The sequence below is a fragment of the Leucobacter sp. WKLB1 genome, from assembly GCF_059696215.1.
On sequence record NZ_AP046115.1, the window covers coordinates 495,151 to 514,423 of the forward strand.

21 protein-coding genes and 3 tRNA genes are annotated in these 19,273 nt (G+C 64.9%); 13 read left to right on the forward strand and 11 right to left on the reverse strand.

Annotated features, from left to right (window positions below; all coding sequences use genetic code 11):
• Positions 1-19 precede the first annotated feature (19 nt).
• Both cysK and ACZF5Y_RS02385 read left to right on the forward strand, forming a co-directional pair.
• Positions 20-973 carry a cysteine synthase A gene (gene cysK / locus ACZF5Y_RS02380; RefSeq protein WP_497534234.1) on the forward strand — a complete coding sequence of 318 codons (954 nt, stop codon included), beginning with the start codon at positions 20-22 and terminating at the stop codon, positions 971-973.
• Between the two features lie 57 nt (positions 974-1,030).
• Positions 1,031-1,121 (forward strand) — tRNA-Ser (locus ACZF5Y_RS02385).
• Between the two features lie 191 nt (positions 1,122-1,312).
• Here ACZF5Y_RS02385 and gad read toward each other — a convergent pair.
• Positions 1,313-2,713: a glutamate decarboxylase gene (gene gad / locus ACZF5Y_RS02390; protein WP_497534235.1), complete on the reverse strand. Its 1,401-nt coding sequence runs from the start codon at positions 2,711-2,713 to the stop codon at positions 1,313-1,315.
• Between the two features lie 166 nt (positions 2,714-2,879).
• Between gad and ACZF5Y_RS02395 the strand changes: the two genes are divergently transcribed.
• The 4 genes from ACZF5Y_RS02395 to ACZF5Y_RS02410 all read left to right on the forward strand — a co-directional run bounded on the left by ACZF5Y_RS02395 (position 2,880) and on the right by ACZF5Y_RS02410 (position 6,340).
• Entirely contained in the window at positions 2,880-3,650 is a 771-nt protein-coding gene (locus ACZF5Y_RS02395) for a hypothetical protein (protein WP_497534236.1), read from the forward strand.
• The gene (locus ACZF5Y_RS02400; RefSeq protein ID WP_497534237.1) at positions 3,643-4,440 is read left to right on the forward strand and encodes an SDR family NAD(P)-dependent oxidoreductase; all 798 of its coding nucleotides are present in this window, start codon (positions 3,643-3,645) and stop codon (positions 4,438-4,440) included. The genes ACZF5Y_RS02395 and ACZF5Y_RS02400 overlap by 8 nt, the downstream gene beginning before the upstream one ends.
• 79 nt (positions 4,441-4,519) lie before the next feature.
• On the forward strand, positions 4,520-5,140 hold the full coding sequence (locus tag ACZF5Y_RS02405) for a TetR family transcriptional regulator (RefSeq protein ID WP_497534238.1): 621 nt from the start codon (positions 4,520-4,522) through the stop codon (positions 5,138-5,140).
• Between the two features lie 108 nt (positions 5,141-5,248).
• Positions 5,249-6,340 carry an FCD domain-containing protein gene (locus tag ACZF5Y_RS02410; RefSeq protein ID WP_497534239.1) on the forward strand — a complete coding sequence of 364 codons (1,092 nt, stop codon included), beginning with the start codon at positions 5,249-5,251 and terminating at the stop codon, positions 6,338-6,340.
• Here ACZF5Y_RS02410 and ACZF5Y_RS02415 read toward each other — a convergent pair.
• Entirely contained in the window at positions 6,337-7,653 is a 1,317-nt protein-coding gene (locus tag ACZF5Y_RS02415; RefSeq protein WP_497534240.1) for a nucleotide disphospho-sugar-binding domain-containing protein, read from the reverse strand. The two genes, ACZF5Y_RS02410 and ACZF5Y_RS02415, sit on opposite strands and share 4 nt — an antisense overlap.
• A complete protein-coding gene (locus ACZF5Y_RS02420) occupies positions 7,650-9,836 on the reverse strand; it encodes a glycosyltransferase (RefSeq protein WP_497534241.1) in 2,187 nt (728 codons plus the stop codon). Before ACZF5Y_RS02420 ends, ACZF5Y_RS02415 begins: the two co-directional genes overlap by 4 nt.
• 172 nt (positions 9,837-10,008) lie before the next feature.
• Here ACZF5Y_RS02420 and ACZF5Y_RS02425 point away from each other — a divergent pair, with 172 nt between their 5' ends.
• Positions 10,009-11,352, forward strand: coding sequence for a nucleobase:cation symporter-2 family protein (locus ACZF5Y_RS02425; protein ID WP_497534242.1), 1,344 nt, complete (start codon positions 10,009-10,011; stop codon positions 11,350-11,352).
• Positions 11,353-11,542: 190 nt separating this feature from the next.
• Here the strand turns inward: ACZF5Y_RS02425 and ACZF5Y_RS02430 are convergent, their stop codons facing one another.
• From ACZF5Y_RS02430 to ACZF5Y_RS02440, 3 genes are all read right to left on the reverse strand, one after another.
• The gene (locus ACZF5Y_RS02430; protein ID WP_497534243.1) at positions 11,543-11,722 is read right to left on the reverse strand and encodes a hypothetical protein; all 180 of its coding nucleotides are present in this window, start codon (positions 11,720-11,722) and stop codon (positions 11,543-11,545) included.
• A 104-nt stretch (positions 11,723-11,826) separates the two neighbouring features.
• Positions 11,827-12,483 carry a hypothetical protein gene (locus ACZF5Y_RS02435; RefSeq protein ID WP_497534244.1) on the reverse strand — a complete coding sequence of 219 codons (657 nt, stop codon included), beginning with the start codon at positions 12,481-12,483 and terminating at the stop codon, positions 11,827-11,829.
• 40 nt (positions 12,484-12,523) lie between these two features.
• Complete coding sequence (locus ACZF5Y_RS02440) at positions 12,524-12,967, reverse strand: hypothetical protein (protein WP_497534245.1); 444 nt, start codon at positions 12,965-12,967, stop codon at positions 12,524-12,526.
• Positions 12,968-13,157: 190 nt separating this feature from the next.
• Between ACZF5Y_RS02440 and ACZF5Y_RS02445 the strand changes: the two genes are divergently transcribed.
• Positions 13,158-13,229 (forward strand) — tRNA-Thr (locus tag ACZF5Y_RS02445).
• A gap of 35 nt (positions 13,230-13,264) precedes the next feature.
• Positions 13,265-13,338, forward strand: a tRNA-Met gene (locus tag ACZF5Y_RS02450).
• 84 nt (positions 13,339-13,422) lie between these two features.
• Here the strand turns inward: ACZF5Y_RS02450 and ACZF5Y_RS02455 are convergent.
• Positions 13,423-13,644, reverse strand: coding sequence for a hypothetical protein (locus ACZF5Y_RS02455; RefSeq protein ID WP_497534246.1), 222 nt, complete (start codon positions 13,642-13,644; stop codon positions 13,423-13,425).
• Positions 13,645-13,852: 208 nt separating this feature from the next.
• Here ACZF5Y_RS02455 and ACZF5Y_RS02460 point away from each other — a divergent pair, with 208 nt between their 5' ends.
• The 3 genes from ACZF5Y_RS02460 (at position 13,853) to ACZF5Y_RS02470 (ending at position 16,402) form a co-directional block, all read left to right on the forward strand.
• The gene (locus ACZF5Y_RS02460; RefSeq protein ID WP_497534247.1) at positions 13,853-14,518 is read left to right on the forward strand and encodes a pentapeptide repeat-containing protein; all 666 of its coding nucleotides are present in this window, start codon (positions 13,853-13,855) and stop codon (positions 14,516-14,518) included.
• A gap of 81 nt (positions 14,519-14,599) precedes the next feature.
• Positions 14,600-15,859, forward strand: a complete 1,260-nt coding sequence (locus ACZF5Y_RS02465; RefSeq protein ID WP_497534248.1) for a ferrochelatase — start codon at positions 14,600-14,602, stop codon at positions 15,857-15,859.
• A 213-nt stretch (positions 15,860-16,072) separates the two neighbouring features.
• Positions 16,073-16,402, forward strand: coding sequence for a DUF7882 family protein (locus ACZF5Y_RS02470; protein WP_497534249.1), 330 nt, complete (start codon positions 16,073-16,075; stop codon positions 16,400-16,402).
• 67 nt (positions 16,403-16,469) lie between these two features.
• Here ACZF5Y_RS02470 and ACZF5Y_RS02475 read toward each other — a convergent pair whose 3' ends face one another.
• Complete coding sequence (locus tag ACZF5Y_RS02475; RefSeq protein ID WP_497534250.1) at positions 16,470-16,865, reverse strand: TFIIB-type zinc ribbon-containing protein; 396 nt, start codon at positions 16,863-16,865, stop codon at positions 16,470-16,472.
• A gap of 295 nt (positions 16,866-17,160) precedes the next feature.
• Positions 17,161-17,622: a hypothetical protein gene (locus ACZF5Y_RS02480; RefSeq protein WP_497534251.1), complete on the reverse strand. Its 462-nt coding sequence runs from the start codon at positions 17,620-17,622 to the stop codon at positions 17,161-17,163.
• Between the two features lie 310 nt (positions 17,623-17,932).
• Between ACZF5Y_RS02480 and ACZF5Y_RS02485 the strand changes: the two genes are divergently transcribed.
• Positions 17,933-18,163: a hypothetical protein gene (locus ACZF5Y_RS02485; RefSeq protein ID WP_053352580.1), complete on the forward strand. Its 231-nt coding sequence runs from the start codon at positions 17,933-17,935 to the stop codon at positions 18,161-18,163.
• A gap of 49 nt (positions 18,164-18,212) precedes the next feature.
• On the opposite strand, the gene ACZF5Y_RS02490 is transcribed toward ACZF5Y_RS02485, so the two are convergent.
• Both ACZF5Y_RS02490 and ACZF5Y_RS02495 read right to left on the reverse strand, forming a co-directional pair.
• Positions 18,213-18,707 carry a MarR family winged helix-turn-helix transcriptional regulator gene (locus ACZF5Y_RS02490; RefSeq protein ID WP_497534252.1) on the reverse strand — a complete coding sequence of 165 codons (495 nt, stop codon included), beginning with the start codon at positions 18,705-18,707 and terminating at the stop codon, positions 18,213-18,215.
• A 97-nt stretch (positions 18,708-18,804) separates the two neighbouring features.
• Entirely contained in the window at positions 18,805-19,272 is a 468-nt protein-coding gene (locus ACZF5Y_RS02495) for a BLUF domain-containing protein (RefSeq protein ID WP_497534253.1), read from the reverse strand.
• Position 19,273: the final 1 nt, after the last annotated feature.

The window sequence follows — 19,273 nt, forward strand, 5'->3', positions numbered from 1 at the left end:
AACACCGTAAGTTGAACCCATGAGTGAGCATCAGAATCGGCGCATCGCCGACAGTGTGGCCGATCTGGTCGGCGGCACGCCCCTCGTTCGCATCAACCGGGTCGTGCCGCCCGGGGGAGCCGAGGTGCTGGGCAAGCTCGAGTCGGCCAACCCCGCATCGAGCGTGAAGGATCGCACGGCCCTCTCCATCGTGCAGGCGGCCGAGGCTGATGGGCGCCTGCAGCCCGGCGGCACCATCATCGAGGCGACGAGCGGCAACACCGGCATCGCGCTTGCCTGGATCGGCGCCGTCAAGGGCTACCGCGTCATCATCGTGATGCCCGACGACGTCTCGGAGGAGCGCCGCACCCTGCTGCGCGCGCTCGGCGCCGAGCTCGTGCTCACGCCCGGGCCCGAAGCGATGGCCGGCGCCAACCAGGAGGCCGGGCGCATTCTGGAGCGCACACCCGGCGCCTTCCTCTCGGGGCAAGGCGGCAACGACGCGAACCCCGCGGTGCACGAGCGCACCACCGGGCCCGAGATCTGGGCCGACACCGCGGGCACCGTCGACGTATTCGTCGCGACTGTGGGAACGGGTGGCACCCTGACCGGCACCGGGCGCTACCTGAAAGCGCAGAATCCCGAGATTCGCGTTATCGCCGTGCAGCCCGCCGAAGCACCCGTGCTCTCGGGCGGCGAGTTCACGCCCCACAAGATCCAAGGCATTGTCGGCGGCAACGGCTTCCCGCCCGTGCTCGACATCGAGATCGCCGACGAGATCATCAGCATCGCGAGCGACGAGGCGATCCGCACGGCGCGTGAGGCGCTCGCTACTGAGGGGTTGCTCGTCGGCGTCTCTTCGGGTGCCGCGCTCGCCGCAGCGCGCGAGCTCTCGGCTCGGCCCGAGTACGCGGGCAAGACGATCGTCGCCGTGCTGCCCGATACGGGGGAGCGCTATCTGTCCGCTGAACTGTTCGACCACGCGCGGGGCTGAGGCGGGCTTTGCCCGCTGGGGCAGAACGACTGCGTATGCGCTGCTAAGCTCGTTCGCGGAGGGTTGTCCGAGCGGCCGAAGGAACTTGTCTTGAAAACAAGCACTGGGTAACCCCCAGTCAGGGGTTCAAATCCCCTACCCTCCGCCATAACCGATGGGCCCGTCGCGCAGCGACGGGCCCATCGTGCGTCTGCCCGAGCGGCGACTCGGCGAATCGGTGTCGAAAAGTGTAGCTTCCGCGGCCCGATGCGGCCTTTTGGCGACACATATTGACACCGATTCGGGGCCTGCGGGCGAATGGGCGTGCGGGCTGGCGCGCGGAGACCGACGTGCGTCGCGTCAGTGTGTGAAGTTCGTACGCGCTCGCGCTCGCGGAATTGGCGCATCGAGTCGCTCAAGGAAGTCGACCTCCTCGCGTATCGCGGCGAGCAGCAGCTCGGCGAGATCACGGCTGAGCCCGAGTCGTACGACGATGCGCTGCACGACGAGGTCTGAGAGGTCGTCGGGCATCGGGTACGCGGGTACCAGCCAGCCGCGCATGCGCAATCGGTCGGCGAGATCGTACAGGTTCCAATTGCGCTCTCCGGGCACGAGCTTCCACGCGAAGACCGGAATGGTATCCCCTCGACTGACCAGCTCGAACGGCGCCATCTGGGCGATCTCAGACGAGAGGAAGGTCGCGACATCGATCGACCCCTGCTGCACGGCGCGGTAGCCCTCGCGCCCGAGACGCAGGAACTGGTAGTACTGCAGCAGCACCTGGGCGCCCGGTCGCGAGAAGTTGAGAGCGAGCGTCGGCATGTCGCCGCCGAGGTAGCTCACATGGAAGATGAGGCTTTCGGGGCACACCGCGGCGTTGCGCCACACGACCCACCCGACGCCTGGGTAGACGAGTCCGTACTTGTGGCCGGAGGTGCTGATGGAGTTGACGCGCTCGACCGCGAAATCCCAGGTGAGATCGGGCTGGCAGAACGGTGCGACCATGGCGCCCGAGGCGCCGTCGACGTGGATCTTCACATCCACACCCGTCGCGGACTGGATCTCATCGAGCTTCGCCGCAATCTGCTGCACCGGCTCGTACAGGCCGGTGTAGGTCTGGCCGAGAATCGCGACGACGCCAATGGTGTTCTCGTCGACGTACTTCTCGAGTTCATAGCCGTCGAGCACCAGGTGATCCTCGGTGACCGGAACATACCGTGCTTCGACGTCCCAGTAGTTGCAGAACTTCTCCCAGACGACCTGCACACCGGCCGACAGCACGAGGTTCGGCTGTTCGGTCGACTGCCCGGCTGCGCGGCGGCGCTCCTGCCAGAGCCGCTTCAGCGCGAGGCCGCCGAGCATGCACGCCTCGGACGAGCCGATCGTCGAGGTGCCGATCGTGTCTGAGGCATCGGGCACGTGCCACAGATCGGCGAGCATGCGCCAGCAGCGATCCTCGATCGCCGCCGTCGCCGGGTACTCGTCTTTGTCGATCATGTTCTTGTCGGCGGCTTCGGCGTAGAGCTTCTGCGCGTGATCATCCATCCACGTCGACACGAACGTCGCGAGGTTCAACCGCGAATTGCCATCGAGCATGGCTTCGTCGTGAATGATCTGATAAGCAGTGTCGCCCGACATCATGCCGTCGGGAATCTGGAACTTCGGCAGATCCGAATCTTCTCCTGGCCTCGCAAAGACCGGATTGACCAGGATCTTCGTGGCGTCGGGCTGCTCGGTGGCGTTGCGATACATCTCAGACACGTGGCACTCGTTTCTGTTAGGCGAATCAGTGCTGCTTTCGGTGTTCTCGACTCGAGCCTATGCGGGAACCCGCATGCATTTCACATAATTCACCCATTGCAACGGCCGGGAGTGTTTAGAATCTAATTTGGATTCAAGAAATTTCAACGCGGGTGGGGGGTGTTTCGTGGAATCGCTCGCGACGCTGGCGCACCAGTCAGATGAGCGGCGCACGTGGGTCAAAGAGGTCATCGAGATCTCGGAGGTCGGCGCGCGATTCCGGTACCGAATTCCCGCAAACATTGAGGTCGGGCCAGTCGTTGCCATCGAAGTCGCGCGACAAGCGGTGCACTGCTTCGCGCACTTGCAGCTCGAGGTACCCGTCGACGGGCGGTCACTGCTGACGCGTGCTGCATTCGCCGCAATCGATGGTGCGCAATTCGGTCGTTCCGGTGAACTGACGCTGCTGTGCCGAGCGCATCGATCCGGAGCGGGAAAGAAGGTGTCTGTGGCAACCTCAATCGAGTTTCGTACCGACTGCGTGCACACGGCCCGCAGTGAGATCGATGGCGCCTATCTTGCAGCCGACCTCTACGAGCGGATCGAACGGATGAGTCGATCCGCCACGACCAACATCAGGCCCTCGATCGCGGAACGCGCGAGAGCACTGCTTCGGTTGAACCCGCGAAAACCACGCATCGAGTCACGCCATGCTCACGTCACTGGCATGCAGATCGTGTCACGGACCCTCGACGTGACTCGGCAGCATCGCGCCGTGCAAACGGTCGAGCGGCTCGAAGCCACGTTCACCCGAGTGGGTGACGCGCACACACCCATCGAGATCGACGAACGTCAGCGTGCGCACGCGACGATCGCCCAAGTGCGTCAGCAGGGGGCCGAGATCGCTCAGGTGCAGGTCCGTTTCGCGGCACACGATCGGCATCTCGCTCATGACTGAACCGGTGGTGTCGCGCGGCCTTGCGCTCGTCACGGGTGCGAGCGGGGGGATCGGCAGTCGCATTGCGCACGTGCTCGCCGCAGCCGGGTACGCGCTCTTGCTGCACTCGCGCGCGGAGCATCCGCGTCTGCGCGACATCGAACGCGCGTGCGAGGCAGCGGGCGTCGAGAGCTTCACCGTGCGAGCTGACCTCAGTACGCAATCCGGCGTGGCCCTGGTCAGCGACCGCGCGAGGCGGCTCGTGACTGACGGTCAGCAGCTCACCCTCATCGTGAACAACGCCGCCGCCCTGCTCAGCCCCGAGTTCGCTCGGACAACACCGAACGAATTCGACTACTTCTTTGCCACCAATGTGCGCGCTCCGTTCTTCCTCGTGCAGGCGCTGTCTCCGGTGATGCCGAGAGGTGCATCGATCGTGAATGTCTCATCGGCATCTGCCCACTTCTCGAGCCCAGGTGATACGGCCTACGCGATGAGCAAGGCCGCGCTCGAATCGTTCACGGTACAGGTCGCAGAAACCCTGGCAGAACGGGGCATCCGCATCAATACCGTGGTTCCCGGATTCACCGATAACGGGTACGCGCTGTTTCAGAACGCCCAGGCGCTCGCCTACATGGATACCTTCTCGGTGCTCGGCGGTGTCGCGCAACCTGATGACGTTGCGCAGGCCGTCGCGTTTCTCGCGTCACCCGCCGCCCGCCGCATCACGGGCACCGCACTCGACGTCACCGGAGGGTCCACACTCGGTGCGCGACGTGGAAGGCAGCAGTCGGTGCGCGAGGCCAGTTGAATTCAGGCGACCGTCTGACAGCTCGGCCATGCCGTCACTCGTACGATAGATGAAGTTCTCGAAACAGGAAGGTGCCCCCGTGGCCTCCAACACCACCCGTACCACCCCCAGGAAGCGGCAACCGCGCAGCCTGGAAACTGAGACCCTGTTGCTCGAATCGGCGGCGATCGTTTTCGCGCGCCTGGACTACAACAACGCGAAGCTCACCGACATCTCTGATGAGGCCGGCGTCAGCGTCGGTTCGCTCTACTTTCACTTCGGCAATAAAGACGACGTCGCCTCTGCCGTTCTGACGCTGCAGCAGACCCGCATGACCGAGGTGTTCACGACGAGCGTGGCCGGTGACGCATCGGCTGTCGACCGCATGCTGGTGCTCCTCACGAACATGGCGGCACTGATCTCGGTCGACAAGGTGGTGCAGGCGGGCATCCGACTGCTTGCGTCGCTCCCCGACGAGCTCAAGCAAATCGGCCACGACCACTACCGCGACTGGCAGAACACGACCACCGATCTGATTCGCGAAGGCCTGGCTGACGGGTCGGTCACCTCAACCCTGCCCGCGGAAGACATCGGCGAACTGCTCAACGAGATCTTCGTCGGTGCCCAGGTCATGGCGGGCATGAGCGATGGGTGGAAATCGCTGCCGGCCCGCCTGGAACTCGCCATGCCGCTTCTGCGGCACCTGCTGCAGCCGGAGTAGGGGAGGGCGCCTCGAAAGCGTGCTCATGTCTTTTTGAGAAGTTACAAAATTCGGAGCATGCTCCGGGTAGTGTGTCGGTGACGCTATTTCTGACCGGCTGGAGCACGCATGGCGACCCCGAGCACACCCGCAGAATCGGGCAGCCCGGAACTCAGCCACACGCCGTTTCATCGCGTGCGATCCGCGATCTTCGACGGCACGTTGAAGCCTGGTGAGGCGATCGACTACTGGGAGCTGCAGCGATGGCTCGGCCTCGGCGATGACGCCGCGCGCAATGTGGTGCGCGAACTGGCCAAAGTTGGGCTGATCGAAGCCGTCGACATCGAGCGTCCGCGCGTCGTGCTGCCTGCTCTGGAAGAGCGCGATCAGATCATTCAGTGCCTGGGAGCGCTGCTCGGCGGTGTGGCGAGAGTGACGGTTCCCGCACTGCCGACCTGCGAGCGGGAGTCGCTCTCGGTGCAACTCGGGCAGCTGGTCGATGCGGTCGCGGCCCGCGAGCCCTATGAATACGCCGCGCACACGTGGCAATTCATTGAGTTTCTCGTGCATGCCTGCCCGAACCGAGAACTCGCCAGGGCGACGCAGGGGCGCATCGAGGCGCTCTCGTACCTCATCTCCCTGACGCAAGCGGAGGAGCAGCCGCAGTGGGACCGCCTGCACGGGAGCTACGCTACGCTTCGGTCTGCCATCGACGTCGGCGATGCGGTCGCCGCCGAGCTGGCGCTCGAGCATGCGTTCCGCATCACCGGTGACGTCGTCGCCCCGCGTGCGGACGCAGCTGGAGACGCGGGCTCCATCGTGCTCGAAGGCGACGAGGTCGCCGTCACGCAAATGGTCGGTGCGCTGCTCGGCGCCGCCGTGAGGCTCACCGCGGCCGAGTTGCGGGGCGACGAACTCTCGAGTGTGCTGCACGCTCTGGAGCAGGCTCAGAGCGCAGCGCGTGCCGGCGACATCGATCGTCACCGCGAGAACGCTTCGGCACTGGTTCGGCTGCTGCTCGACGCCTGCCCGAACCGTCACCTGGTGAACACGGTGCGCAACACCATCGACTCCCTCGGTGGCAGGCTCGAGGGTATCTGGGAGCAGCAGGCACAGAACTGGCCGCGCGTCATCTCAGGGTATGAGGATCTCGCGGCGGCGATCTGGGCCCGTGACGCGATCGGCGCCGAACTCGCCTTTGAACAGGCGTGCCTGCTCTAGGGTGCGAGCGCGAGGGCGCGATGCCGTTGTCGAGCGCGGTACGCGAGTGCGGCGCCAGTGTCTCCAGCGTCGGGGCGTCCGGAAACTCGAGGGATATCGCTGCCGCGTAAAGCTCGAGAAATCGCGGCGGAGAGTTGAGCCTCAGTCGCATCGTTGGGTGCCAAGGCAACCCCGAGCCCGGCTCGTTCGAGGGCCTCGGCACCGGCGAACTGATCGGTCGAAAACGGGAGAACGACGAGCCGCACGTCGAACGCGAGCGCCTCCGTCACGCTGTTGTTGCCGCCGTGCGTCACCGCGACGGCGGCGTGTTCGAGCAGCGTCACCTGTGGCAAGAATTCGCGCACCAGCCAGCCCTGCGGAATCTCGCCGAGCGCCTCCCGACGCGATGAACCGTGCGCAATCGCCGCGCGCACCCCGAGATCACGGAGCGCTGAGGCGACGCGCGCGAGCACGTCGCCTCGCACTGAGAGGAAACTGCCGAAGCTGACGTAGACGAACGGCTGATCACTCGATGCGAGCCACGTTGACACCTCGGCGTCGGGCGCCTCCGGCCTGAGTGACGAACCGATGCAGGTGTGGGGCGGCAAGAGGGTGGCTCGGTCCTCAGGCATCAGCGCTGCGGGATAGTTGAAGACCAGAAAATCGCCGTGCTCGGCGAACGCATCGGTCGTGGGGGTGCGATCTGGTGCGACGTGTTGCAACGCCGTGTTCCACTCGTCGGTGAAGCGCTCGCTCACCTCGCGGCACAGCTCACGCAGTGCATCGAGCTCGACCGTGCTTGGCGTGAACGCGTCGGGCCAGGCGGTCGGGTATCCGTAGAGCTCTCCCGCGGCGGGCAGCGGCAGGGCAGTTGGGTGACCGAGCACCACATCGATGTACGACACCTCCGCGGACTGCAATGCGAGTCGGGCACTGAAGGCGAGGTGGTCGACGATGATCTCGTCGGGTTGCACTCGCTCGATGATCTCGATAACTCGTCTCGCGGTGGCAACGGGTTCCCACATGAGATCGTGCAGTCGGGCGCGAGCCTGAAACGAGAGCGTCTCGATCATGCCACCGTGCGTCGCTGCGAAAAAGCCGCGCAGCGCATCGTCCTCACCCTTCGGCTGCGCCTCGGCGCGGATGGTGCCCGGGTTTGACCCCTGGCTCATCTGCAGCGGCTCGTGGTCGTATTCGAAGGAGGAGACGATGTCGGCGGTCGCACTGCCGGTCGCGACGATGACACGGTGTCCGTGCTCGCGCCACACCTGTCCCATCGCCGCAAGCGGGTACAGGTGCGACGCGTAGTCGGGGCTGATGATGAGTAGAGTCACGGTTGGCTCTCCAATTCGAGGGTGCAGTTGGGGTGTGGCGAAACCTGAGTGAGCGGCGACGCTTCGCGGTCTGAGGAGTGCAGAAGCACTGATCCGTAGACGTGCGTCAAGCGTTCGGCCATCGTGCGAATCGAGAAGCGCTCGAGCACGGTGCGGCGGGCGCGGCGGGCTCGCTCTGTCGCGTGCGGGCCCCGCGCTACCGCGAGGGCCTCGACGATCGCCGTGCGCAGTGCCGTGCCGTCTGCCGTGTCGGTGAGCAGCCCGGTGCGACCGTGCTCGACGTAGGTTGCAGGGCCACCGCGCTCGGGAGTGACGACAAACAGGCCGGCGGCGAGTGCCTCGAGAATAGCCAGTCCGAACTCCTCTTTCACGCTGCCGCACACATAGACACCGTGCGGCGCCGCGAACCCCGGAACGCCGGTCTGCGCGGCCGCCATCCATCGAGCAGCGACGGTATTGGGGCGGTGGCCTGCGAGCAAGAGACCCGCGTCGCATCGGTGTGCAGGATCGACGAGCGCATCGATACGCGCGAGTTGCTCAGTCTCGTCGGCCGAGGGAGCGCGCAGGTCGCCGCCCACGATGAGGAGATTGCACTGATCGCGCAACTCCGACTCGGCCCAGGCAGCGACGATATCGGCCATCCCTTTGACGCGGTGCAGGCGCCCGACCGAGATGAGGAGTGGCAACGATCGCCGAGCCTCGGGGAGCGAACCGAGCAGCTGTTGCAGTTGCGAGAGAGCGGGAGAGGGGGCACCGCCGTTCGCCGCGGTGGTCGCCTCGGTGACCGCGTGATCGATGACCGCGACGTCGATACCCTCCGCGACCGGGGTGAACGACGTGCGAATGCGGCTGCTGTCGTCACCACTCGCGCTCGTGCCGGCACCGATGTCGATGCCGACCAGGCGTCCGAAGTCGTCGCGCAGTCGCTCACGGGGCATGAGGACGGTGTGGTCGGCCGTTCGCGCAAGTTGATAGACCAGTCGGGTGCGGAACCAGTAGCGATCGCTGATATCGCGATCGCCGAAGTTCTCGCGCGTGAGCGCTCCGCGCTCATCGAGCCTCTCGATGAGCGCGTGCGGGTCAGGGGCTGCGGTGAATACCACCGAGATGCCGAGGTCGCGGGCGGCGTGCCAAGCGGCAAACGTGCCGACATCGGCCATGCGCAGGTGCAGGATGTCGACCGGTCCATGCTGGCGCAGTGCCTGAGTAATGCCGCGGCGAGCGGACACATAGTTCGACCACGCGTCGTTGCCGTTCGCCCCGGGTGCCGCCAACGACACGCTGTCATAGGCATGCGATGCTGATGCATCGGAATCAGGCGCTGGTGCGCGAGCATCGCCGGCTGCTTCGGCGCCCGTACTCGACAGGGTGAGTACGCGACGGACCGAGCGTTCATCTGCGGTGTGTGCGGTGCCCGCCGAAGCGACCAGCGCATCTCCCAACCGCACCAGGAGCGTGGCGATGCCCCCGTTGTTGCCGCTGCCGACGCGACGCAGGCCGGCGTCGATGTCTGCCCCGAGAAAGAGCTGCGCGACGGTGACGCCGCTCTGCATGTTTCGCTTGGTGACGCGGCACGGCTTGGATGTGGAATCGGCGATCGAGGCATGTGCAGCAACGCGCACTGGCGCCGGTTCCCGCGGGTCCGCCTGAATGCGTTGAAGTTCTTCGGCGGCCCGAGACGACCGCACGAGCCCGAGCGTCTCGACAAGCAGTCGACGCGATACCAGAGGCCGAACGCGATGCAGCGCAGAGATAAGCCTGATCGAGATGCACTCGGGGTGCGTGCGTCCCCATGCTTCGAGGCACTGCTGTGCGAGCATGCCGCCGAGACCTGATTCAGCGCAGAGCTCGATGAGCCCAGCGATGGACGGTTCGTGGAACGGTCGTGCGGCAGACGCCCACGCAGCGTGCTCGCGGATGTGGGCGCGGCGATCCCGCATCGCCTCCTCGAGCAGTGCATCGACGGCCGTATCGTCGATGCGCGTGCAGGCGTGGAGTGCCGCGATGGCGAGTACGTGATCGGTGCCGGCGAGCGCGGCGGTGACGCAGGCGAGGGCATCCCGCGCGTCTCGCCCAGTTTCGACCTCGTGTACCGGAGCTGTGGCGAATTCGTGCGAGAGCGCGAGTGCTCGAGTGAGGGATGCTGCAGCGCGAACCTGCTGCAGGTGGGCGACGACTCCCATGGGGACCTTCAATCCGAATCTCGATGTGTCAGATTTTTGGTTACTTCTTTGAGTTACACAGTTTCTAAGTTAACCTACTCGCGGCGAGATGCACAGCCCCGGATCACAGTGACGGCCGGCAGCAGCGCCCCGAGGCGTACAGTCCCGGCCCGAACGAGAAGCGAGTACAGCCGTGAAGCAACGATCAGCAACGCGCGAAGCCCGGCCCGAGGATGAGCGACTGCCCTGGAGCAAGAATCTCGCCTACGGAATGCAGCACGTCTTGAGCATGTACGGCGGCATCATCGCGCCACCGCTCATCATCGGTACAGCGGCGGGGCTCACGAGCGCTGAGATCGGCGTGCTCATCGCGAGCTGCCTCTTCGTCGGCGGGCTCGCGACACTGCTGCAAACCATCGGCATTCCGTTCTTCGGTAGTCGACTGCCACTCGTGCAGGGCACCTCGTTCGCGTCGGTCGCCACGCTGACCGCGATCATCGAGGGCGGTGGGGGTATGCCGGCGGTCTTCGGCGCCGTGCTCGCGGCCGCAGCGGCCGGATTTGTGATCGCACCCTTCTTCGCCCGTATTGTGCGCTTCTTTCCGCCCGTCGTTACGGGTGTCGTCATCACCACGATTGGGGTCTCGCTCATTCCGGTCGCCGCTCGCTGGGCCATGGGCGGCAACGCGAGCGCGCCCGATTACGGCAGCGTCGCGAACATCGGGCTTGCTGCCGGCACGCTACTGATCGCCCTGCTGCTCTCGCGGGTGCGCGCGTTCGGTATCGCACGCCTGGCGATCCTCCTCGCGCTCGTAATCGGCACGATTGTCGCCCTCCTTCTCGGCAAGGCCGACTTCTCCTCGGTGGCGAACGGCGCGATCTTCGCGGTGCCGCAGCCGTTCGCGTTCGGTTGGCCGACCTTCGAGATCGGCGGCATCATCTCGATGTTCGTCGTCGTACTCGTGATTCTGACCGAGACGACGGCAGACCTGCTCGCCGTCGGGCAAATCACCGGGTCGAAAGTCGACTCCCGCCGCATCGCCGACGGACTGCGCGCCGACATGATCTCGAGCGTCGTGGCGCCCGTGTTCAATACGTTCACACAGAGCGCGTTCGCCCAGAACGTCGGTCTCGTGGCGATCACCGGCATCAAGAGCCGCTTCGTCGTCGCGACCGGCGGCGCCATTCTCGTCGTGCTGGGCCTGCTGCCCGTGCTCGGCCGCGTTGTCGCCACATTGCCGACAGCCGTGCTCGGCGGTGCGGGGATCTTGCTCTTCGGTACCGTTGCGGCGTCGGGGATTCGCACGCTGAGCAAGGTGCAGTACGACGGCACCTACAACATGCTGATCGTCGCCGCATCGCTCGCGATCGGCTGCCTCCCTGTCGTGCAGCCCGACTTCTTCGACCAGTTTCCGACCTGGTTCAGCACGATCTTCCACTCGGGCATCAGCGCCGCCGCGATCACCGCGGTGATCTTGAATCTGCTCTTCACCGAATTGCTCCCGACCCGGCGTCGGCACGCGACCGCCACTGCGTGAGTTCGGCCCCACGCCGGGCGTGAGCTGCATTCCGCGCAGCGTGCACCGAACCTGGCGTGCGCTGAGCGCCGATCCCGTCGCGCGTATGCCGAACCCCTCTCATCTCGCCGAGTGCTATCAATCTGCGCGTGCACTTGGGCAGCTTTCGGTGAGAAGGGAGGGGCTCGGAGGTGAAGCGCGGCTCAGACGCTTACTCGAGGTTCGCTACCGGATCCGGGTCGTTCGGATCGTCTGAATCTGCCTGGCCGAATTCCGGGCTCTCCACGAAGCCGTCCTCGAGGATGTGCTCGCCCTTCACCGGCGGATGTGCAAGCGGTGCCCGACCCTCTTCAGGGCCATCGGGGTTCGCGCTGGTGTTGTTCATCGTCATGATCTGCTCCCTCGAGTCTGCGTGCTCCCAGACTGCGTCCATGAGCAGCTGATCGCGAGGGGGTGGTCGGCTGTCGCCTCTCGGCGTAGGGTATGCGGCCGGGTTCAGTTCGCCGCGAGGATCGCGTCGAGCGCCGTTTGGCCGAACACCGGGTTCGACGCGTTGGCCAGCTCGGCCACCCACACGTCTCCTGAGAACGCGTACCAGATGTAGCGGGGCCCGAGCCCCATCTGCAGCTCGCGAACATAGGTGGCCGTGGTGCCGGACCCTGCGCGCACAAAATCAGAGTCGTCAAGCGCGGTGGTGAGTGTCTCGCGCGCCTCAGGCGTGAGCACCGCGGTGAACACCGACGTGATGTTGTCGCTGTTGGGCGGCGCCCATGAGCAGTACTGCGCCTGCGCTGCGTTCGCGTAGGTTTCGGCGGCGACTGGCCCGAGCACGCGCGCGATGAGCAGGTCGCGCAGTTCTGCCTGCTCATGAAAGGCCTCGAGGTTGTCGATACCCGACAACTGCACGGCGCGATCGAGTGGGATCAGCTCGTCGCACCCCGGGAGCACTGGAGGGCTGGCCGGCGACGTATCGGTGGAGGTGTCGGTGGGGGTCGGTGATGTGGTCGGAGTCGGCGTCGTGGTCGGACTCGCGCTGGTCTGAGGGGTCGTCGGCGCCGGATCGCCGTCACTTTCGTCGGCGCACCCCGCGAGGGCAAGGGTGAGTACCGCGGCCGAAGCGGCCAGCGCGAGTCGCGACGTCGAGGCTCCCATGGCTCTGACCATATCGGAATCGGCTCCAGAAACGTATGTGTTACGCCAGCGGGTGCGGTGCCATGCCGCCGTGTTCGCCCCCAGCGTCGTCAGGGAATTCGTCCTCCTCGGGCTTCGGTTCGCGCGCGTCGGCGTAACTGAATCCGACGGCGGCGATGGCCAGGGCGAAGGCGAGAATACCCAACGGGTTGCAGAGCGCGAGCGACATTTCTGACGAGAATGAAGAGCCGGCCGCGAGGCTCAGAATGGAGATGAGTTCGTCGCCGACGCGATCCGGCACCGTGAGCCCGAACCCGACGGCACTGATCCACGCGAGCACCAGTGACACGATCGTGCTGCGGCTTGTGCGACGGCCACGTGACGCCGAGACCAGCACGCGACGGGCCAGCCAGATCTGCAGCCAGGCGAACACGAGTCCGATAGTGGGCAGGTACCACCAGGTCAGGCTGCCGCCGATTCCGAACGGCCAGCGACCGACTGCCATCCACAGCGCCAATATCACTCCGACGATCGCGATACCGCGACTCTGCACGCGCACTGCTCCACCCATTTCACTGCTCGAACCCGCGGGCGATCTGCGTGACCCGCCCGGGATAACGCTACCGGGTCGACAGATTTCGCATTGGCCAGGCTTCAGTGCTATTCTCTAACGGTTGTCATCGCAAGGTGGCCGCGCCCCGATAGCTCAGTGGTAGAGCACTTCCATGGTAAGGAAGGGGTCGCCAGTTCAATCCTGGCTCGGGGCTCTGACTCTCTGGCTCGCATTCGTGCGGGCCAGTTTGGCTGAGTAGCTCAGCTGGTTAGAGCGCACGACTCATAATCGTGAGGTCGCGGGATCGAGCCCCGCCTCAGCTACAGAGAGTCACGAGAAAACCCCCGGTTGTCCCCGGGGGTTTTCTCGTGTTTGGGTCAGGGTGCTTCTCGGTACCTCCACCGCGCTTACGGAGCCAGGCCTTCTGCGGCATCGGGATCCTGTTGATCGGGGAGGTTGGTCTTCTCCGGAGCATCTGGGGTCCCGGGCCGAGTCGGAGCATCGAGGTCCGCGCCCTCTTCGAACTGATCGATGCGGGGCTGCTCAGGCTCCATCGCGGGGTCGACTAGCGGGTTGTTGCCCGCGGGGCCGAGATCTTCGGGGTTCGGGTTTTGCAGGTTTGTCGACATGTTGCGCTCCTTCGCTCGTGGAGTACCAGGTTGCGCACCTTTCCCACGCGGGGCACAGGGGGTGGCGCTGTGCTGGATCGCTGTCTACAGTGCGGATGGGATTTGGTGTGGACCGGGTTGTGGGCCGGAGTGCGATGTCGGTGGCGGGGCATAGCCTGGATGCATCGCGGCACTGCCCGGGCTGCGAACTGAAAGCTCAGGAGTCTCCATGCCGCCGCGCACCCGCAATGCCTTTCAGGCGCCCCAGCTCGACGACTTTCGCCTGAACAGGCTCGAGAGTGGTGGTGTCGAGGTGCTCGCGCCGCGAGGCGTGTATGAGCTGCAGAGATTCGACACGGTCGATATTTCGGGCCTCTCGCTCGCCGGTGCCCAGTTCACCGAGTGCGTATTTGAAGCGGTGCAGGCCCATGAGGCAGATCTGCAAAGCACTCGATTTATCGACTCGAGATTCGAGCACCTGACGGCGCCGGTGCTGTCCATGCGGCGCACGACCTGGAAAGGGGTCGAACTCTCGACGTCTCGGTTAGGCGCGGTCGAAGCCTACGATGCGGAATTCGCGCGCGTACGCATCGAGGGGTCGAAGCTCGGCTGGCTCAACTTCCGCGCCGCGAAACTGCAAGACGTGCACGTTGTGAACTGCCACATCGATGAACTCGATCTGGAAGGTGCCGAGCTGGTGCGCGTCGCCTTTGAGAACTGCAGCGTCGACAAGCTGGTGCTCACCGCGGCGAAGTCTCAGCACCTTGATCTGCGGGGTCTCGACTTTGCATCGATCGTCGGCATCGATGGTCTGCGAGGTGCCCGCATCTCGACGCGTCAGGCGACCGACCTCCTCGAAGTGTTTGCTGCTCAGGTCGGCGTCGAGATCGCTTGACGCTCGGTTCGCATCGATCTGTAAGAATCAAACAAAGAAACAATCTAAGATATATGCGACGCTGAATTCTGGGGAGGATCCATGAAGCACGACCAGCAGGCCGAAGCGGAACGCGCTACTGACGCACCGCTCTATCGCCCGACCGGGCGCCGCGAGACGAAACCGACTGCGGCGACCGGCGTCCACCTGGACCCCGGCGCAATCGTGCCGAGCGCCACTGCGGCGACTGCCGAGGGGCCCGAGCACACGAGTGCACCATTCGCCTACGACGCGATTCTGCTTTCGGGCTTCGGCGGGCCCGAGGGGCAGGACGACGTGCTTCCCTTCCTGCGCAACGTCACTCGTGGCCGCGGCATCCCTGACGAACGCCTGGAAGAAGTCGCGCACCACTACCGGCATTTCGGGGGTGTGAGTCCGATCAACGACCACAACCGTGAACTGGTCGCGGCACTGAAACTCGCTCTCGATCGTGCTGGGCTTGACCTGCCTATTTACTGGGGCAACCGCAACTGGGCCCCCTACCTTGATGAAGCCCTGCAGCAAGCCGCCGCTGATGGCGTGCGCACGATGCTCGCCATCCCCACCAGTGCGTACTCCTCATACTCGTCCTGTCGCCAATATCGAGAAGATTGGGCTGACGCGCTCGAAGCGTCAGGCCTGCAACAGACCCTGCGCATCGACAAAGTGCGGCAGTTCTTCTCGCATCCCGGGTTTCTGCAGCCGTTCATCGAGGGCGTTCGCGCCGGCGTCGACCAGGCAATCGCTGCTGGGCGCACCCTCGAACAGATCGAGGTCATGTTCGCGACGCACAGCATTCCGACCGCCGATGCGGAGCTCTCGGGTGCGGGGCTCTTCACCGATGTCGAAGGTGGCGGGTATGCCGCGCAGCATCTTGCCGCCGCTGCCGAAGTGATCGCTCAGGCTGCACCCGAAGCGACCTGGCAGCTCGTCTACCAGTCGCGCTCGGGCCCCCCGTCGCAGCCCTGGCTCGAGCCCGACATTAATGACGCGATCAATGCACTTGAGCAGCGCACCGCAGTCATCATCGTGCCACTCGGGTTCGTCAGCGATCACATGGAGGTCATGTGGGATCTCGACGAAGAAGCCACCGAGACCGCGACGGAACGCGGGCTCTGGGTGACGCGTGCGCCCACGCCGGGGGTGCACCCAGCGTTTGTCGACGCGCTCGTCGACCTGGTGCAAGAACGCATCGAAGGCCGCCCGGTTGCCGAGCGAGCGAACGCCACGACGATCGGCCCGTGGTTCGACGTCTGCCGTCCCGGCTGCTGCGAGAATCCACGGCTCGGCTTCAAGCCGGCAATTGCCGGCCTTCAGCCCTAGAACAGTGGCGTGACTCACGAGCGGCCTCGGCAGCGCAGAAAGCGCTGCCGAGGCCGTGTGCCTCCGTGCGCGGGTGCATTGGGGTACACCACGGTCGAGCGACGGCGACACCATTCGATTCTCGCTGACATCGTGCGAAACACCACCCCCTTGCGGCCGTGCGAATCGTCACGCTCGCTTTCTATTTGACTCCAAACGTGCAAGGCTGCGGCTATGGGGTACATCTTGCACGGGGAACGCGAGTATCAATTCGAAGATCGAACGCTCGCGCACCTGAAAACAGTCATCGGCCAAAAACTCGCGAAGCGAGAGGCATTCTTCCTCTCGTGGACGCAACCACCCGAAGAGGGCAGCGGGCGCAACTCGCTCTGGATCTCGGAGCACACGACCATCGCCTTCCGCTTCAGCGGGGCCAAAGCCCCCGAGCTGAACCCTGAGTGGTTGCACGTGCTCGCGGCGCTGTCGCACTCGACTCGGGGGTTGACGGTCATCTCCGAATCAGAAGCGGCGAAGTACGCGAAACGCAATCCGCTGATCGCCTAATTCGGTGTCGGGCATCGCACGATGGCCCCAGTTCTGAGGGAACCGGGGCCATCGTGTTTCGAGGGGGTTAGAAGTCGAAGAGTTCTCCGAGGAACCCTTCGCGCTTGCGCTTGCGCGGCCGACCGCGGTCGTCGTATCCGCGGTCGTCATATCCGCCGCGGCGGTCGTCGTACCCGCGACGATTATCGTATCCGCGCCCGCGGTCATCGGGCCGCGGATGGGGTGCGCCGTACGTTGCTGTTGCACGGGAGTCAGGGATCACCGCCGCGGGCGCAACGGGCGCGACCATGGTGGCCGCGGGAGGTGCGGCGGGCGCCACGGGGCTGTCAGCGGCGACACGATCGAGAATCTTGTCGAGCTCGCCGCGATCCAGCCAGATGCCTCGGCACTGGGGGCAGTAATCGATTTCGACGCCGGATCGCTCCGACATGACGAGGGCGGTCTGATCAATGGGGCACTGCATGGGGTCTCCTTGTGCAGGTGGAGCTCTCAGGGGCTCCAGTTAGGGAAAGAGCAGGCCGGTGACCAGGTACGTACCCACCGACACCACGAGTGCGGCGGGAACGATGAGGGCGGTGAACGTCTTCGGGTTGCGAATAGAACGCTTGGTGGTGGTCACAGAGATACTCCAAAAATGAGGGGTCAGGGCTGTGTAACGCATGCGCGAAACGGTGCCGGCGGCGTTCGCCGGGCCCTGTAGCGGGACGAAACGGGTGTGCGTGACGGTCGCCGGGTGCGATCGCCGTGCGCACAGCGGCTCAGGTGCGACTGATTGACAGGCGCACGAGCGATGGACGAAGGTGCAGCGCGGGTGGCGCTGAATAGTGCTGCACACTTGCGATGCGGGCGCGTGCGGCCTGCCCGAATCGTGACGGGTGCGTGCGGGCCACGAGCGCGAGCGCGAGGAGCATGGCCAGGAGACCGAGCGCGACGAGCTCTTCGGCATCGATACCAGGCAATGAACCCGGGTCCCGCCGCTCGAGCTCCATGTCTGCGGCACCCTCGAGCGTTGCCGGTGTGGCGGCCGCGACGGCGGTCAGGTCAGCGCTGAGCATCATCGGCACGGCGGCGGGTCCCGCCTGCGGTGAGTGAGCAACGGCATCGGGCATGGCGAGCATGCCGAACAGCCCGAGGCAGAGTGATGCGACCGCGATCAGCAACCACCTACCGCCGAGGTTCGGTCGCCTCGCGGCGGCCCGTGGAATTGTCGTTCGTTGCATCGTTCACCTCCTCGGTCTGTGCGATGTCGGCGCATCGCTGCACCAGCGATGACTCCGAAACGGTAGCAACCGAGTCTGAGTGAAAGTATAACGGCGCGGTAACGGTGGACTGGGTTTAGAAAAGAATTAAAGTCAACTTTTAAGACAGATCGGCGCGTCGCGCCCTGACGACCGGGTCAGCTGGCATGCTAACTTCGTCCCTGCGATTCCTCTGTGCGGAAATCGCGCATTGAGATGACTGTTCCGAGTGGGAACACGGATGTATGGATCCGTGGACGCAGGCGTGGCGGTAGACCCGGATGGATGCGCAATGCAGTACCCCATGACGCCGAGCGATCTTGCGAACGAACTGGGGCATGATCCCGGGCAGCACCCCGGAAACCGCGTGCGCAAGTTCTTACGCCTGCGCTATCCCGACCATCCGCGTCACCAGCCCTGGGAGCTCGACGAAGACATGGCGAACGCGGTGCGTGCGCACTTCAAGGTGCGCGAGCACTTCAACCGTCGCCCGGGGCGCCGGCCGCGCCTGCTCGACCGCTGACACGCGGTCGGCAAGACCGACGCAGTCTACGCAGCGCACGTTGGGCTGATTAGGCGACCCCGTCGAGCGCTGCCGTGAGCTGTCGAAGCACGCGCACCGTCGTCTGCGCGTCTGCCTCGGAAACGCCGTTGGCTGTGCCGATGAGCGCCGCATGATGCTCTTCGAACGCGGCGTCGACCTGGTTCACCGCGACACCGGTCGGCTTGAGATAGCGAGCCCGACGATCAGTCGGGTGCGGGTCTCGCGTGACAAGAGACTTTTTGACCAGTCGATCGATCACATTCGTGACGTTTGCACTCGACGTTCTGAGCATGCTGATCAGATCTTTGGGGCTGATCGGCTGGTCATTGCGGTCGGCTTGCACAATGTAGCGGAGCGCGCGCAGATCTTGGCTGTGCAGCCCCGAGTGGTCCAGGGAGCGCGCCTCCTGACGCTGCTGCGCGCCGCGGAGATGCTGCATGGCCGTGATGAGCTCGCGAGCGGACTCGGTAATGGGGTCAGCGGAGTATAGGTGCTCCTCTTCGCTGCTGACAATATTCTTCACAACCCGATTCCTTACCCAGTGATCTCACGTGACGCAGGCCTATTTTAGGGCAGAAACCCATGGTGAACGCCAAGAACCCGCGAGACACTTCCGTAGCTTACGCGCGACCGGCCCGCACTGTGAACCACAGCGTCAATTCTCGTGCCGCACGGGCGGTGATTTCGCTGTCAGTGTTCTGCTCGAGGTCGGCGAACGTGTCACGGAATCCTTCGGGCGCCGGAGAAGTCGGGGTGCGCATGCGCTCGTACCCCATCGTCCAGTTCGTGAACTGGCGTTCGGAGATGGGCTCGTCGATCAGCACGGTGAGGTCGCGATGTCGGTCATCGGCGCGCAAAGACTCAAGCAGCGCATCGATGTGTCTCGGGTTGCCCTCAAGGAACTGCACGAAGCTTCCGCTGCGGTACGACAGCATTCCGGTCACCCCCAACCGCTCGTTCCGCTCGCGAGCCTGCTGCAATAGCGCATCGAGCTCGGCTTCGCTGAAGGCGTGCGTCGCCGTACTCGAATACACGAGAGACCGAAGTTGGCTGCCCGGCGTCGTCGGAGTAGAGAGATGAAGCGTCATG